This is a genomic window from Epilithonimonas zeae (assembly GCF_023278365.1).
Classification (GTDB): Bacteria; Bacteroidota; Bacteroidia; order Flavobacteriales; family Weeksellaceae; genus Epilithonimonas; species Epilithonimonas zeae_A.
The window spans coordinates 400,980-416,026 of record NZ_CP075338.1 but is presented as its reverse complement, the minus strand read 5'-3'; the positions used below and the strand labels follow the sequence as shown (position 1 = coordinate 416,026).

Sequence of the window (15,047 nt, the reverse complement as noted above, 5' to 3'; positions counted from 1 at the left end):
CTTTAAAATCTTTTCTTTTTTGGATTGAGAAACGTGGGAAAAACCATCACTTCTGGCCCGAATTTCTGCAAAATTCTTTCTTCTATATTCACCAATTCACTTTCCATAAACTGGTTTCGGATCTCATCATTATCAAACAAAAGAAAAAGGTTGGTATTTTTTCCTTCGTTTACCATATCAGAATGAACTTCGGACAGAATATATTTTTCAACATCTATAAGATTCTCAACCATTTGATGCAAGTCATTTTCTACATACAAATCCCATTCTTCTATTTTATCTTCAACGGTGTGAAATGTAATACTAAGGATGCTCATATTTTTATATTTTTATGATTAATGTTGATAAATTCAGAATGCAAAAATCGGTTTTTTTTTGTAAATTAGCCCGTTATAAAAAACAGAAAAACTCAACAGGTCAGAAACTAAAATAAATTTCTGATTTACAATAAATTAAAAATATTTATGCATAAGGAAGGAGAAAGGTTAATACCGATCAACATTGTTGACGAGATGAAAACCTCTTACATCGATTACTCGATGTCAGTAATTGTATCAAGAGCTTTGCCAGATGTAAGAGATGGTTTGAAACCCGTACACAGACGTGTTCTTTACGGTATGTATGGTCTGAATGTATTTTCCAACAGAAAACATTTGAAATCTGCCAGAATTGTTGGAGACGTTTTGGGTAAATATCACCCACACGGAGACAGCTCGGTTTACGATGCAATGGTAAGAATGGCACAACCTTGGAGTTTGCGTTATGAGCAGGTTGACGGGCAGGGTAACTTCGGTTCTATGGATGGAGATCCGCCTGCAGCAATGCGTTATACGGAAGCAAGACTTAAGAAAATCTCTGATGAAATTCTTGCCGACCTTGATAAAGATACTGTTGATTTTCAGAATAACTTTGACGACTCTTTGCAAGAACCTACTGTTCTTCCTACAAAAGTTCCAAACCTTTTGGTCAACGGAACTTCTGGTATTGCAGTTGGTATGGCGACGAATATGGCGCCACACAATTTATCTGAAAGTATTGATGCCATTTGTGCATATATCGATAATAAAGAAATTACCATTGATGAGTTGATGAAACATATCATCGCTCCTGATTTCCCGACTGGTGGGATTATATATGGTTATGATGGAGTTCGTGATGCTTTCCACACGGGAAGAGGACGTATTGTTCTAAGAGCAAAAGTTAATTTCGAAGAAATCGGAAACAGAAATGCTATTATCGTAACTGAAGTTCCTTACCAAGTAAATAAAGCAGAAATGATCGCCAGAACTGCTGAGTTGGTTAAGGACGATAAACTTCCTGGAATTTACGAAATCCGTGACGAATCTGACAGAACCGGACTTAGAGTTGTTTATGAATTAAAGAATGACGCCATTCCAAATGTTGTATTAAACCTTTTATACAAATACACTTCTCTACAAACTTCATTTTCAGTTAATAACATTGCTTTAGTTAAAGGAAGACCTTTACAGTTGAATGTTAAAGATTTGATTCTTCATTTTGTGGATCACCGTCACGAAGTAATCGTTAGAAGAACTGAATATGAACTTAAAAAAGCCAAAGAAAGAGCTCATATTCTTGAAGGCTTTATGAAGGTTATCGGAACTCAGGATTCTTTGGATAGAGCGATTGCAATCATTCGTCATAGTGAGAATCCAGCTGCTGCCAAAGAAGGTTTGATTTCTGAATTTGAACTTTCTGAAATCCAAGCTCAAGCTATTCTAGATCTTCGTTTAGCTCGTCTTACCGGTATGGAATTGGATAAAATCCGTGCTGAGTACGAAGAGATAATGGCTTTGATTAAAGATTTGGAAGATATTCTATCTAATGAGCCAAGACGTTACCAAATCATCAAAGATGAACTTCTTGAAATCAAAGAAAAATACGGTGACGCGAGACGTTCAGAAATTGATTATTCTGGAGGAGAAATGTCTATCGAAGATATTATCCCAGATGAAAAAGTTGTTTTGACTATTTCTCACGCAGGATATATCAAAAGAACACTTCTTTCTGAATATAAAGTACAATCCAGAGGTGGCGTTGGAAATAGAGCGGCAACGACAAGAGATGAAGATTTCTTAGAATACATAGTAACAGCAACTAACCACGAATATCTACTATTCTTCACAGAAAAAGGAAAATGTTTCTGGCTAAGAGTTTTCGAAGTTCCGGAAGGATCTAAAACTGCAAAAGGTAGAGCTGTTCAGAATTTGATCAACATCGAACCTGATGATAAGATTAAAGCTTACATCAGAACCAAAGATCTTAAAAACCAGGAATACATCAACCAAATGAATGTTGTGATGATTACCAAAAACGGAACCATCAAGAAAACATCTTTGGAAGCTTACTCCAGACCAAGAACCAATGGTGTAAATGCTATTGAAATCCGTGATAATGACCAATTATTGGGAGCAAAATTAACGGACGGAAATTCTCAGATTATGATCGCTACCAAAAACGGAAAATGTATCCGTTTCCCAGAAGAAAAAGCAAGAGCTGTCGGCAGAGGATCTATTGGTGTGCGAGGAATTTCCCTTGAAGATAATGACGAAGTTATCGGAATGATTGTTGTTAACGATTTGGAAAATGATACTGTTTTGGTGGTTTCTGAAAGAGGTTACGGAAAGAGAACGGCTGTAGAAGATTACCGTATCACCAACCGTGGTGGAAAAGGTGTTATCACACTTAACATTACCGAAAAAACAGGTAATCTAATCGCCATCCAAAGTGTAACAGATGAAGATGGATTGATGATTATCAACAAATCCGGTGTCGCCATACGAATGAATATGAACGAGATGCGTGTGATGGGTAGAAATACACAAGGTGTGAAAGTTATTAACCTAAAAACTAAAGACGAAATTGCAGCTATTGCTAAAGTAGAAATGGACAGAGATGTAGAGGAAGAAAACGAAGAAGGAGTCGAGAACGACAGCAATAATCCAGAATTCACAGCAGAAGAGCAAACTGGAGACAGCCAATTAAATATCGGTGAATCAGAAGAAGTAAACAATACGACTGACGAAGCGCCAGAAAACACTGAGGAATCAGAAGATAACGAATAAAAAATTAAAAGTTTAATATGAAAAGATTAATTTTAAGTCTAGCAGTTCTATCTGTAGCATTGATGAATGCTCAGAAAAAAGAAATCGCTAATGCTGTAAAAGCAGTTGATTCAGGAGATCTTACAACTGCAAATACTGAAATTTCAAAGGCGGAAGGTATTTTTGGTGACAAAACTTATTTGTTGGAACCTTCTGTTCTTGAGCAATATTACTACGCAAAAGGATTGTCTCTTTTGAAAGCTGGAAAAAATATTGAAGGCGCAGAATATCTTGCTAAAATTGCAACTTTAGGTAATGAAACAATTTATTCTGGAAAAGATGCAGAAAAGAATAAAGTGTATTTTGTTGGAAAAGAAGCTGCTGATAAGTCTGGAAGTGGTCTTTCTTTGAAAGAGGAAAAATATTCGCCTTCTTTGACGGAAAAATTAAGAGGAGCAATTGATCCGCTTTTAAGAAAAGCAAATGAAGAAGCAACAACCAACTATAACAACAAAAAGTTTGATGTTGCTGGTGCAAAGTTCGCTGAGACTTATTACCTGTTCAAAGCGGCAGGTCAGGATAATAAAAATTTCCTATATTATGCTGGTGTAGCTTATGCTCAAACTCCTGATAAAAAGGCACAATCAACAGATATTCTTCAATCTTTAATTAAATCCAATTATACGGGAGAAGAAACTGTTTATACAGCAAAAAATACCAAATCTGGACAAGTAGAAACTTTAGACAAAGCAGCTTTTGACCTTTATAAAAAAGCAAATGCTGGTTATACAGATTTCAAAATTGAGAAAACACCAAGCAAGCAAGAAGAACTTTATGAAGTAACTGCTTCATTACTTTTCGATCAGCAGAAATATGAGGAAGCTGGAAAAGTTGCAGAGGAAGGTTTAAAGAAATTCCCTAAAAATCAATCTTTAGGTCAGGTTCAAAGCAATTCTTACTTCAAATCAGGAAAAACAGATGAGTTTGTGAATAACCTGAAAGCAAAAATTACTGCTAATCCAAACGATAAAGAAAGTCTTTATAACCTTGGTGTTATGCTAAGTAAAGATCCGGCAAAACAAGCTGAAGCTGAAGCTACTTTCAAAAAATTAGTAGAGATTGATTCTAAATTCCCTAATGCACTTAACAACTTAGTTTTTGCAATTTTAGGAGAAGATGAGGCCGCAATCAATCAATACAGAGATTTGAAAAAAGCCGGGAAAATAGATGAAGCTAATAAAGTTCTGGAGCAAAGAAGAGCAAGATTCCAAAAAGCTTTACCTTATGCTGAAAAACTTTATGCTAATGAGCCTAATAACAAAGAAGTTGTAACACTCCTAAAAGGAATGTATATGACCACTCAAAACACTGCAAAGTACAACGAGTTCAAAGCAAAAGAAGCTGGAATGAAATAACTTAAAAGAAGCCTTTTGGCTTCTTTTTTATTTCCACAATGCTATTTAAATACCTATATTTACAAAACAATTTTATAAAAACCTATATATGAAATTTTTTATTGATACAGCCAATTTAGACCAAATCAGAGAAGCACAAGATTTGGGGATTCTGGATGGCGTTACTACCAATCCTTCGCTAATGGCAAAAGAAGGAATCTCCGGAAAAGAAGCAATCAACCAGCATTATATCGATATTTGCAACATTGCAGATGGCGACGTTTCTGCAGAAGTTCTTTCGACAACTTACGAAGAAATGATTAAGGAAGGAGATGAGTTGGCGGCACTTCACGAGAGAATCGTAGTGAAAATCCCAATGATTAAAGACGGCGTAAAAGCTCTTAAATATTTTTCTGATAAAGGCATCAAAACCAATTGCACATTAATTTTCTCAGCAGGTCAGGCATTATTGGCTGCAAAAGCTGGCGCAACTTACGTTTCTCCTTTCTTGGGAAGATTGGATGATATTTCTGTAGATGGACTTAATCTTATTGAGGAAATCAGAACGATTTACGATAACTATTATTTCGAAACAGAAATATTAGCAGCATCTATCAGAAGTCCTATGCACATCATCAATTGTGCAAAGATTGGCGCAGATGTGATTACATCTCCATTGGCACCGATTCTTAGCTTGTTGAAGCACCCGCTTACAGATTCTGGGTTAGCACAATTCGTGGCAGATTCTAAGAAATTAGGATAATTATTGGGGCACCTTATCCGCCCTCCGCTCTCGCTTTTTTATTTTTTCATAAAAAAATAAAAAGAGCTCCGCTCAGGTCGGGGTGCGCTGCGCACAAAACAACACTGATTTTCCAAAATCAACATACAAAAAACCGAATCTCAGGATTCGGTTTTATTTTTATAACTTAAGGAAATATAGTCTCCTTCAAAAGATAAAGATTCAGAACGATGATGATTGCACTGATGATGTAAGCTACAATCTTCAACCAAGGCTTATTAACAAATTCGCCCATTTTAGCCTTACTTCCGGTAAACATTACCAAAGGAACCACAGCAAAACTCAGTTGCATCGATAAAATAACCTGACTGAAAACCAATAAATCAGCCGTTCCTCGCTCACCATATTTGATAGAAATAATCAAAGCCGGAACTATCGCAATCAATCTTGTAATCAATCGTCTTACCCAAGGCTTCAGTCTTATATTAAGAAAACCTTCCATTACGATTTGTCCTGCAAGTGTTCCTGTTAATGTTGAATTTTGTCCTGAAGCCAATAATGCTATCCCAAAAAATATACTTGCCAAAGTTGTTCCAAGAAGTGGTGTCAGTAACATATAAGCATCATTGATATCTGCTACGTCTTTATTACCCGTTGTGTGAAAAGTAGCAGCCGAAATAATTAAAATAGCAGCGTTAATAAAAAAGGCCAACATCAGAGAAAAACTACTATCTAGTCCGGCAAATTTCAAGGCTTCTTTCTTACCCTCAGTAGTACGCGGATAGTTTCTGGTTTGAACAATACTACTATGAAGATAAAGGTTATGTGGCATTACAGTAGCACCCAAAATCCCGATAGCAATATAAAGCATTGATGGGTTTGTTACAATCTCTTTCTTGGGAATCAATCCTTCCAACATTGGTAAAATCTCCGGTTTGCTCAAAACTATCTCATATAAGAAAGATGCAAAAATGATGAATATCAAACCGCCAACAATACTTTCTATATACCGGAAACCTCGCGATTGCAGGAATAAAATCAGAAAAACATCAATCACAGTAATGACAACCCCAACGCTCAAAGGAATTCCGAATAACAAATTCAATGCAATTGCTGAACCGATAACTTCAGCCAAATCACAAGCTGCAATCGCAATCTCACAAAATATCCACAGTATAAAATTAACTACCGGATGAAAATGGTCTTTACAGGCCTGCGCCAAATCGCGTTCCGCAACAACTCCTAATTTCACAGATAAATATTGAAGAACTATCGCAAAAAGATTAGAAATAAGAATGACTGAAAGTAAAGTGTAACCAAACTGCGCACCTCCCGCAATATCTGTAGCCCAATTCCCAGGGTCCATGTAACCAACTGCGACCAGTAATCCCGGTCCCATATAAGCCATTAGTTTTTTCTTAAAACTCCCATCTTTGGGAATATTGACGCTGGCGAAAACCTCTTGAAGTGAATTGGAACTTCTCTCCTTTCTCCAAGCGTTGTTGTTATTATTTTGATTCAATTAATTTCTATTGTTAGATTAGACTAACAAATTTAATAATACTTTTCTTAACTTACAATAAGACAATAAAAAAACTGCCAGAATTTGACAGTTTTTATTAATTCGAAATTATATTTTACTTTGTAAATCTCACAGCTGTTTTTCTGTCAGACTCTCTTTCTTTGTCAGAAGCTTCTGCCGGAACTTTGGCAAACTTAGAACCATATCCTTCCGCTTCCAAAACTTGTTTAGAATTGATCGCCGATTTTACAACACCTGCTCTTTCACCAGATAATTTTAGGTTCACCGCCTCGTCACCTTTTTTATCGGTGTAAGCTCCAATTTTGATTTTAGCATCAGGAAACTCGGCTAAAATCATTTTCAAGTTATCCAATTGAACTTGGGATTCTGGTGTCAAAACTGCTTTTCCAAATTCGAAATTCAGATTATCAAAATTGAACCACTTGTCTTTCAATTGTGCTTCTGTTGAGTTTTTATATTCGTCAGACTTCAGGAAAGTTACAATTTGATCTTCGATTCCGCCTTTATATGCTTGTAAAGTTTTACCACTTGGCAAAGTCACAACCAAAGTTTCTCTAGTCGTAGAAACCGTATCACCTACTGCATTTGTAGAATCGGTAACTACTGTTGTGGAATCTGTCATAGCAACTGGTGCGGGCTCAGCCTTTTTATCACATTGTTTCCAGAAAAACCATCCTAAAAGCAATAACAATAATAATGGTAACAACCATTTCCAGATACTTCCTCCAGAATCGTTATTCCCAACAATATCGTGCGTTGTTCCACTTCTTGTAACTTCCACTTGCGGCGTTTCTGTTACTACAGGTTTTTCCGTGACTGGCGTTACAGGATTCACATCAGCAATTGGTGTCTGCATTGGTTCCGGAACTACGTTTACAGGTTCAGCATCTACACTACCAAACCAATTCCCCAAACCTAAACTTGCAAAACTAAATCCAGCAGGTAAAAGTGCTGATAGATTATTTTTTTGTTCGCTAAGAAGATTACCAAAAGAAAACGCATCGGTATTATTATCCAATGCGTATTTTCCAAGCGTTCCCGCTGTAGCTCCAGTAACAAGACTTAATAGAGAGCTTGTAGAATCGTTACTGATTCCTGCATAATTGGACACAGAATTTGTGATTGCGGCTAACTTATCTCCGTCACCGAATATCAGAGATAGAATTTTTGAAATTGCAGAATCGCTTCCATTCAGATTTCCTAATAAATTGGACAGCACACCTGAAGAAGCCGCTTCTTTTACAGTCGAAAAAAGTTCAGACTGTGCATTACTATTAGCAAAACCACCTACCACGGCAGGCAATAACGCAGAAATTGCTTTTGAAATACCGGACTCACTTTCTCCTAGTTGAGTTGCTGTTTGGGAAACTGTTGCCGGTCCCAGCTGACCTTTGATAAGATCGATTAAGTTGATTGACATAGTAGTTTATTTTAATGTTTGATGTGATGTAATGTTACCAAATTTTAATCCACAAATTTTGGGTGTTCGTAATTTTAATAAAACTTTAACTATTTCTGATTTAACTTTTTGATTAGATTCATAATTAAAAAACAAAAAAACCGAAGAATAATCTTCGGTTCTTATTATAATATTTTTTGAGAATTAATAGGCTTTTGCAAATACAACTCTTTGCTTAGAAGGTTTTCCAGATATTAAAGAAACTCCATCTTCCTGCTCATTATTCAAAGGAATACATCTAATTGTTGCTTTTGTCTCTTGCTTGATTTGCTCTTCTTCCTCTTCTGTTCCATCCCAATGTGCTAAAATGAAACCACCTTTTTCTTCCAAAACTTGTTTGAACTCTTCGTAAGAATCAACTTTCGTGATATTTTCTTCTCTGTAAGTTAAAGCTTTGGTATAAATATCATTTTGAATTGTTTTTAGTAATTCCTCGATATAGTTTTCCAATCCATCAATCGAAACCGATTCTTTGGTCAAATTATCACGTCTAGCCAATTCAACAGTTCTGTTTTCCAAATCTCTTGGTCCCATTGCGATTCTCAACGGAACACCTTTCAATTCATATTCAGCAAATTTCCAACCTGGTTTGTTTTGCGTATCATTATCAAACTTCACTGAAATTCCTTTTGCTCTCAACTTAGCCTGAATATCCAAAGCAACATCACTGATTTGGGCTAATTGCTCTTCTCCTTTGAAAATTGGAACAATCACAACCTGAATAGGTGCCAAAGTTGGAGGCAAAACCAAACCTAAATCATCAGAATGTGTCATAATCAAAGCGCCCATCAATCTTGTAGAAGTTCCCCAAGAAGTTCCCCAAGCGTGTTCTATTTTTCCTTCTCTGGTTGTGAATTTCACATCAAAAGCTTTCCCAAAATTCTGACCTAAGAAATGCGAAGTTCCAGCCTGCAAAGCTTTTCCATCCTGCATCATAGCTTCGATACAATAAGTTTCATCTGCTCCGGCAAATCTTTCTGAAGGTGTTTTGATTCCTCTTATTACCGGAATTGCCATAAATTCTTCAGCGAATTTTGCGTAAACCTCAAGCATTTTTTCAGTCTCTTCTATAGCTTCCTCTTTTGTAGCGTGAGCTGTATGCCCTTCCTGCCAAAGGAACTCAGCAGTTCTAAGGAATAATCTGGTTCTCATCTCCCATCTTACGACATTCGCCCATTGGTTAATCAAAATCGGCAAATCTCTGTAAGACTGAACCCAGTTTTTATAAGTATTCCAGATAATCGCTTCAGAAGTAGGACGAACAATCAATTCCTCTTCCAGTTTTGCGTCTGGGTCAACAATTAATTTCCCAGGATTATTTGGATCAGTTTTTAATCTGTAATGGGTAACCACAGCACATTCTTTGGCAAAACCTTCAGCATTTTTTTCTTCAGCTTCAAAAAGGCTTTTGGGAACAAAAAGAGGAAAGTAAGCATTCTGATGTCCGGTTTCTTTGAATTTTCTGTCCATCTCGTCACGCATTTTTTCCCAAATTGCATAACCATAGGGCTTGATAACCATACATCCTCTAACGCCTGAATTCTCTGCTAAATCTGCTTTGACAACCAGTTCATTATACCATTTGCTATAATCTTCTGCTCTTGATGTTAACTTTGCCATAAATTTTTTGATATGATTTTTAACTTTTTTAACTATTTATAATCTAAATAAAAAGCCTAATTTTACACGTATTTATTAATATTAAATGGTATAAATTTTGGTCTCTTTTAAGAAATGCAAATATATGAAACTTAATACATCTCATAAAATGAAAAATTTCAACAATAAAAGCTTATTCAATTTCATCAAATCAAAATGTTTGATATTGATTTCCAGCAGTTTTCTTTTGACTTCTTGTGTTATTTATACTGGAGGTTACTCAGAAACAGATGGTGTTTATTACGACCCGAACAAAGATTCTTTGCCTGCTGGGTCTTATACAGGCAATTATGGTAATCAAGTTGATGATTATTATAACTATCAGGATACTTATCCAAGCATCTATGATAACAACCAGCAAAACATCCAAGATCAAAATAACCGTTACGCTCTAACATCCGATTCTGACTGGGGCAATTTTACAGGAACAGAAACCAACTATTCCAGCTTTAATAATTGGGGCTATGGTGGCTGGGGAATGGGCTATGGCTATGGTGGCTGGGGCGGTTTTGGCTGGGGCTATCCTAACTACGGTTGGGGATTCAATTCTTTCGGTTGGGGAATGGGCTTTGGCTGGGGATGGGGAAGCTCATTCTACTCACCTTGGGGCTGGGGAGGAGGTTTCTATGATCCATTCTGGGGCTATGGCTGGGGCGGTTACTACGGAGGATATTATCCTTATGGAAATTACTACAGACCGGCATACATCAGATCAGGTTCTAACGGTAGACTAGGTGGAATGATTTCTACCAACAACAGAACAAATGGTTTCCGTGGTATTAATTCTTCAAGAACATCACAGATGATTACTGCTAATAATAATAGAATTATTAGAAATGATGGCAACATTAGAAATAGTAACGGCATCAGAGGAATCAATAATGGAAATATAAGAAACCAGAACAACGGTAACATCAGACAATTTCCAAATAACGGCGGCACTAGAAACACATATCCAAACAATGGTAACGTACGAAACACTTATCCTAACAATGGCGGCGTAAGAACTTCTCCAAGTTATCCTAACAACGGAAATATAAGAACTCAAAATAATGGAGGTTTCAGAAATGATAGTTATACAGCCCCATCAAGATCTGGAAGTAATTCCGGCGGTTTCAATTCTGGCGGTGGATTTAGATCTGGTGGTTCATCTGGTGGCGGCGGTGGAATGAGATCCGGCGGTGGCGGAAGAAGATAATTGTAAATTCTAAAAACATTTCATATAAAAATGCTAAAAAAAACTTTCTTACTGTTAAGTGTTCCTATCTCTTTGGTTTATCTTAAAGCTCAGGATGTTTCAGTAATTACGAATACAATTGATATTTATTCTAATAACTCCATTAATGGAACTTCAAAATACAATGCAATGGCTGGCTCGATGGGAGCGCTAGGTGGAGATATTTCTTCATCGAGTGTAAACCCTGCTGGGATTGGTGTTTTCATTACAAGTGATATTAATCTAACTTTAGGAATCAATAATAATAAAAATACGTCATCATTGACAGGTGCATCTTCCGCCTATAAAGTCAATAATACTGATTTGAATAATTCTGGAGGAGTACTGACTATTGATCTAACGCAGACAGCGTCTAAGTGGAAGTTCGTGAATATTGGGATTAACTATTCAACGCAGTCTTTGGATAATGTTTCAAGATCACCAGGAAATTCGAATATTAAAATTATAGATGATTTTTCTGTTCCTAATACAGTAATCAATTATACATTCTTAGGTCATTCTTACGAAAGATCAGGAGATCTCTCAAAAACAAGTTTTACTGTTGGTAGTAATTACGACAATAGATTATATTTTGGTGCCGGACTGAATTTTCAAAATTCATATTTTACACAGTATGATACCGCAGGATTCTATTCAGATTTAGATAAAACTTCTCTTGGGTATTCTAAACAATATACCGGATATGAAGAACGAGCGAATGGATTTTCTGCAAATGTAGGTGTGATTGCCAAATTGAGCAACCAGTTCAGAGTTGGTGCAGCCATCGAAACTCCTACTTGGTGGAACATTGACAGAGGTTTTAACATCTATAATTTTGGTCAAAATGATGACTCTGGCGTTGAAGACAGAAATCTAACGACGCCTATGAAAGCATCATTGAGTGCTGCTTTTGTACCAAGCAAGAATTTCGCTTTAAACGTCGATTTTATTCAAGGTCTAACAAAACCAAAATACGATGTTGTTACAGGAACTGAAAAAGAATTGAATGACTTTTTTAAAGATTCTTACAAAAACTCGTCTGAAGTTAGAGTTGGTGCAGAATATAGAATTGCCGGTTTTAGAATGAGAGGTGGTTACGCTTATCAAGGAAATAATATTGATAATTTATCCTTATTAAGTTATAACGATAATGGTTCGGCTTCAAACAAGTCTTATTCTAATTTAATTGTTGGAAAGCGCAATGTAATCGGAGCAGGTTTAGGTTACGATTTTCAGGCTTTCTATATAGATGCTTCTTACCAAAATGTCACATCTGAATACAGCAGCCCTTTCTTACAAGGAAGCGTAGATTATAATTCAGGTTATTTTAATGGTGGATATGACGTCAACAGTGAGGCTTATGCCGTTTCCAAAGTGAAAAACAAGAGAGATAATTTCTTTATCACGCTTGGTTGGAAATTCTAAAATCCAACTTGACATAAAACTAAAAATCCTACAATAATTTGTAGGATTTTTTTTATTTCTGATTCATTTCTTCTGCTTCTTCCATTAATTTGAGATAAGTGGAATATCTGGTTTCTTCTATTTCGCCCGTTTCCAAGCCTTGAAGAACCGCACATTTGGGTTCGTTGATGTGCATACAATTGTGGTATTTGCAATCTCTACCTTTTTGGAAAATCTCAGGAAAATAATGTTGAATTTCTTCTTTCCCTACATCTATCATTGCAAATTCTCGAACGCCTGGAGTATCGATTACTGAACCTCCGAAATCCCAAAAATGCATCTGGGCAAATGTCGTGGTATGTTTTCCTTTGAGTACAGATTCTGAAATTTCGCCTGTTCTGATGTGTAAATCAGGTTGCATTGCATTCACTAGTGTTGATTTTCCACAACCGGAATGTCCGAAGAAAACCGAGGTTTTATTTCTAATTTTTTCTACAAGAAGGTTAAGATTCAGTTTTGAATATGATGAAATTTCTAAAGTATCATAACCAATGTTTTGATACATTGCTTCTATATTTTCTACAATTTCCTTTTCATCATCATTCAGCGTATCCATTTTGTTGAATAAAATCAATGGGGAAATATTGTACGCCTCACAACAAGCTAAAAACCGATCAAGAAAACCCAAAGACGTTTCAGGAAATTTCAAAGTGTAAATGAAACAAGCAATATCAACATTGGAAGCTATGATATGTGCTTCTTTGGAAAGGTTGACAGATTTTCTGATGAGATAATTTTTTCTTGGGAAAATCTTGGTAATCCAGGCGACGTCATCCTGTTCCAAAGAAAACTCTACCTCGTCTCCTACCGCTAACGGATTGGTAAGACGTGTTTTGATTAATTTGAATTTTCCACGGATTCTGGCTTCGAAGATTTGTTTCGTTTCTGATTCCAAAACCTGATACCAGCTTCCGGTTGACTTGATGATGATTCCTTTCAAACAGTAGAATTTTGTATTTGGCAAATTTAGAAATTTAAAATCAGCCTCAATAAAAAAAGAAGCTAATAATTTAGCTTCTTTTGATTTCTAGTATTAAAACAGAGAATCTTGTGCAGCCCGACTTGAGCGGAAATCCTTTTTTGCCTGTACTCAATTTCTACTTAATCTGAAATGGTCTGCAAAAAAGATTGACTTCGTCGAACCACTCTGTTAAGTTTGGGAGCGGAAGGTGGATTAAGCTGCCCAAATAATTATTATCTGTCAATCATAATGTTATTCTGAACTTCGATACTTTCTTCGTGGATGGCTTTGAAAACTTTTTCTATGAACTCCTGAGACATACCTGTTTCAAATGCTTTCTGAGTCGCATATTCTGTAATTACTTTCCAACGTTCCGGCTGGAAAATAGCGATGTTATTCTCTTTTTTCAATGTTCCAATTTTCTCAGAAATTTTCATTCTTTGAGATAACAACTCAATCAATTGGAAATCCATATCACTGATTAAAGTTCTGTGTTTTCCCATTTCGTCTTCATATCCAGAAATATCAGAGTTACGAACCTGAAGATTGTTTATCATTTCTGCCAAAACTTCTGGTGTGATTTGCTGAGAAGCATCGCTCCACGCATTATCCGGGTCACAGTGACTTTCTATAATTGCACCTTGGTAACCCACGTTGAAAGCTTCCTGCGCAACGCCTGCCAAACCAGTTCTGTTTCCACAAATGTGTGAAGGATCTATGAACAAAGGAATATTAGGGAATTGATTTTTGAAATCTAAAGCAATTTGCCAGTTCGGGATGTTTCTGTATTTGGTTTTTTGGTAAGTTGAGAAACCTCTGTGGATGGCGCCGATATTTTCTACACCTTGACCCAAAAGTCTTTCCAAAGCACCAATCCAAAGCGCCAAATCTGGATTAACCGGATTTTTTACCAAAACTGGTTTGTTGGTTCCTCTCAACGCTTGAGCAATTTCCTGAACCGTGAATGGGTTAACCGTAGAACGCGCTCCAATCCAAAGAATGTCTACATCTGCTTCCAATGCTGCAAAAACGTGGTGTGCATTCGCAACTTCTGTTGCCGTTTTGAAACCGAATTCTTCTTTTACTTTTTTTAGCCAGTTAAGACCGATTACCCCTACTCCTTCGAAACCGTTTGGTTTGGTTCTTGGCTTCCAAATCCCTGCACGGAAAGCTGAGATTTCTGCACCACTTTCTTTCAGTCTTTTAGCTGTTTCTAGCATTTGAGATTCGCTTTCTGCACTACAAGGACCTGCAATAATCATTGGGTTTGCGAAGTCTTGTATCCAATCGTTCTTTAAATCGTTTAAGTTCATATTTTTAATTTTATATAATTTTAAATTAATGCAATAGTGTATCTGTTATAAATCTTGATTTATAATTCCTTTTCAAAAAGTACCGTTAAAAAAATTTTAAATGTGTTACGGAATTTGAAATTGTTCCGTGAGTTTTTTGAGAAAGAAATTCAGTTAGCTAAGCCAATAAAATCGGTAATAGGTTCTGAAATTTCCATAATAAAATCCAAAAAAACTAAATAATCTGTCAAA

The 15,047-nt window shown here is 36.3% G+C and carries 11 protein-coding genes; 5 read left to right on the top strand and 6 right to left on the bottom strand.

The genetic code is table 11. The features are described from left to right. Positions 1-2 precede the first annotated feature (2 nt). A complete protein-coding gene (locus KI430_RS01675; RefSeq protein ID WP_248876561.1) occupies positions 3-317 on the bottom strand; it encodes a DUF4286 family protein in 315 nt (104 codons plus the stop codon). Between the two features lie 147 nt (positions 318-464). On the opposite strand from KI430_RS01675, the gene gyrA reads away from it, so the two are divergent. The 3 genes from gyrA to fsa all read left to right on the top strand — a co-directional run bounded on the left by gyrA (position 465) and on the right by fsa (position 5,222). Continuing rightward, positions 465-3,086, top strand: coding sequence for a DNA gyrase subunit A (gyrA, locus tag KI430_RS01670; protein WP_248876560.1), 2,622 nt, complete (start codon positions 465-467; stop codon positions 3,084-3,086). Between the two features lie 17 nt (positions 3,087-3,103). After that, positions 3,104-4,480, top strand: coding sequence for a tetratricopeptide repeat protein (locus KI430_RS01665; protein WP_248876559.1), 1,377 nt, complete (start codon positions 3,104-3,106; stop codon positions 4,478-4,480). Positions 4,481-4,568: 88 nt separating this feature from the next. Next, entirely contained in the window at positions 4,569-5,222 is a 654-nt protein-coding gene (fsa, locus tag KI430_RS01660) for a fructose-6-phosphate aldolase (RefSeq protein ID WP_074233535.1), read from the top strand. Between the two features lie 166 nt (positions 5,223-5,388). On the opposite strand, the gene KI430_RS01655 is transcribed toward fsa, so the two are convergent. From KI430_RS01655 to proS, 3 genes are all read right to left on the bottom strand, one after another. Beyond that, complete coding sequence (locus KI430_RS01655; RefSeq protein ID WP_074233534.1) at positions 5,389-6,723, bottom strand: Nramp family divalent metal transporter; 1,335 nt, start codon at positions 6,721-6,723, stop codon at positions 5,389-5,391. Between the two features lie 115 nt (positions 6,724-6,838). After that, positions 6,839-8,164, bottom strand: coding sequence for an OmpA family protein (locus KI430_RS01650; RefSeq protein WP_248876558.1), 1,326 nt, complete (start codon positions 8,162-8,164; stop codon positions 6,839-6,841). A gap of 183 nt (positions 8,165-8,347) precedes the next feature. Then, positions 8,348-9,823, bottom strand: coding sequence for a proline--tRNA ligase (gene proS / locus KI430_RS01645; RefSeq protein WP_248876557.1), 1,476 nt, complete (start codon positions 9,821-9,823; stop codon positions 8,348-8,350). Positions 9,824-9,971: 148 nt separating this feature from the next. Between proS and KI430_RS01640 the strand changes: the two genes are divergently transcribed. Next, positions 9,972-11,060, top strand: coding sequence for a prolyl-tRNA synthetase (locus tag KI430_RS01640; protein WP_248876556.1), 1,089 nt, complete (start codon positions 9,972-9,974; stop codon positions 11,058-11,060). Between the two features lie 30 nt (positions 11,061-11,090). Beyond that, positions 11,091-12,503, top strand: a complete 1,413-nt coding sequence (locus KI430_RS01635) for an OmpP1/FadL family transporter (RefSeq protein ID WP_248876555.1) — start codon at positions 11,091-11,093, stop codon at positions 12,501-12,503. Between the two features lie 52 nt (positions 12,504-12,555). Here the strand turns inward: KI430_RS01635 and rsgA are convergent, their stop codons facing one another. Together rsgA and KI430_RS01625 are read right to left on the bottom strand one after the other, a co-directional pair. After that, the gene (gene rsgA / locus KI430_RS01630) at positions 12,556-13,482 is read right to left on the bottom strand and encodes a ribosome small subunit-dependent GTPase A (RefSeq protein WP_248878233.1); all 927 of its coding nucleotides are present in this window, start codon (positions 13,480-13,482) and stop codon (positions 12,556-12,558) included. 254 nt (positions 13,483-13,736) lie between these two features. After that, complete coding sequence (locus KI430_RS01625) at positions 13,737-14,816, bottom strand: chorismate mutase (protein ID WP_248876554.1); 1,080 nt, start codon at positions 14,814-14,816, stop codon at positions 13,737-13,739. Positions 14,817-15,047: the final 231 nt, after the last annotated feature.

Bases quoted from the DNA above. Each gene is read 5' to 3' on its own strand.
- KI430_RS01675 (WP_248876561.1), bottom strand. From the start codon at position 317: ATGAGCATCCTTAGTATTACATTTCACACCGTTGAAGATAAAATAGAA.
- gyrA (WP_248876560.1), top strand. From the start codon at position 465: ATGCATAAGGAAGGAGAAAGGTTAATACCGATCAACATTGTTGACGAG.
- KI430_RS01665 (WP_248876559.1), top strand. From the start codon at position 3,104: ATGAAAAGATTAATTTTAAGTCTAGCAGTTCTATCTGTAGCATTGATG.
- fsa (WP_074233535.1), top strand. From the start codon at position 4,569: ATGAAATTTTTTATTGATACAGCCAATTTAGACCAAATCAGAGAAGCA.
- KI430_RS01650 (WP_248876558.1), bottom strand. From the start codon at position 8,164: ATGTCAATCAACTTAATCGATCTTATCAAAGGTCAGCTGGGACCGGCA.
- proS (WP_248876557.1), bottom strand. From the start codon at position 9,823: ATGGCAAAGTTAACATCAAGAGCAGAAGATTATAGCAAATGGTATAAT.
- KI430_RS01640 (WP_248876556.1), top strand. From the start codon at position 9,972: ATGAAAAATTTCAACAATAAAAGCTTATTCAATTTCATCAAATCAAAA.
- KI430_RS01635 (WP_248876555.1), top strand. From the start codon at position 11,091: ATGCTAAAAAAAACTTTCTTACTGTTAAGTGTTCCTATCTCTTTGGTT.
- KI430_RS01625 (WP_248876554.1), bottom strand. From the start codon at position 14,816: ATGAACTTAAACGATTTAAAGAACGATTGGATACAAGACTTCGCAAAC.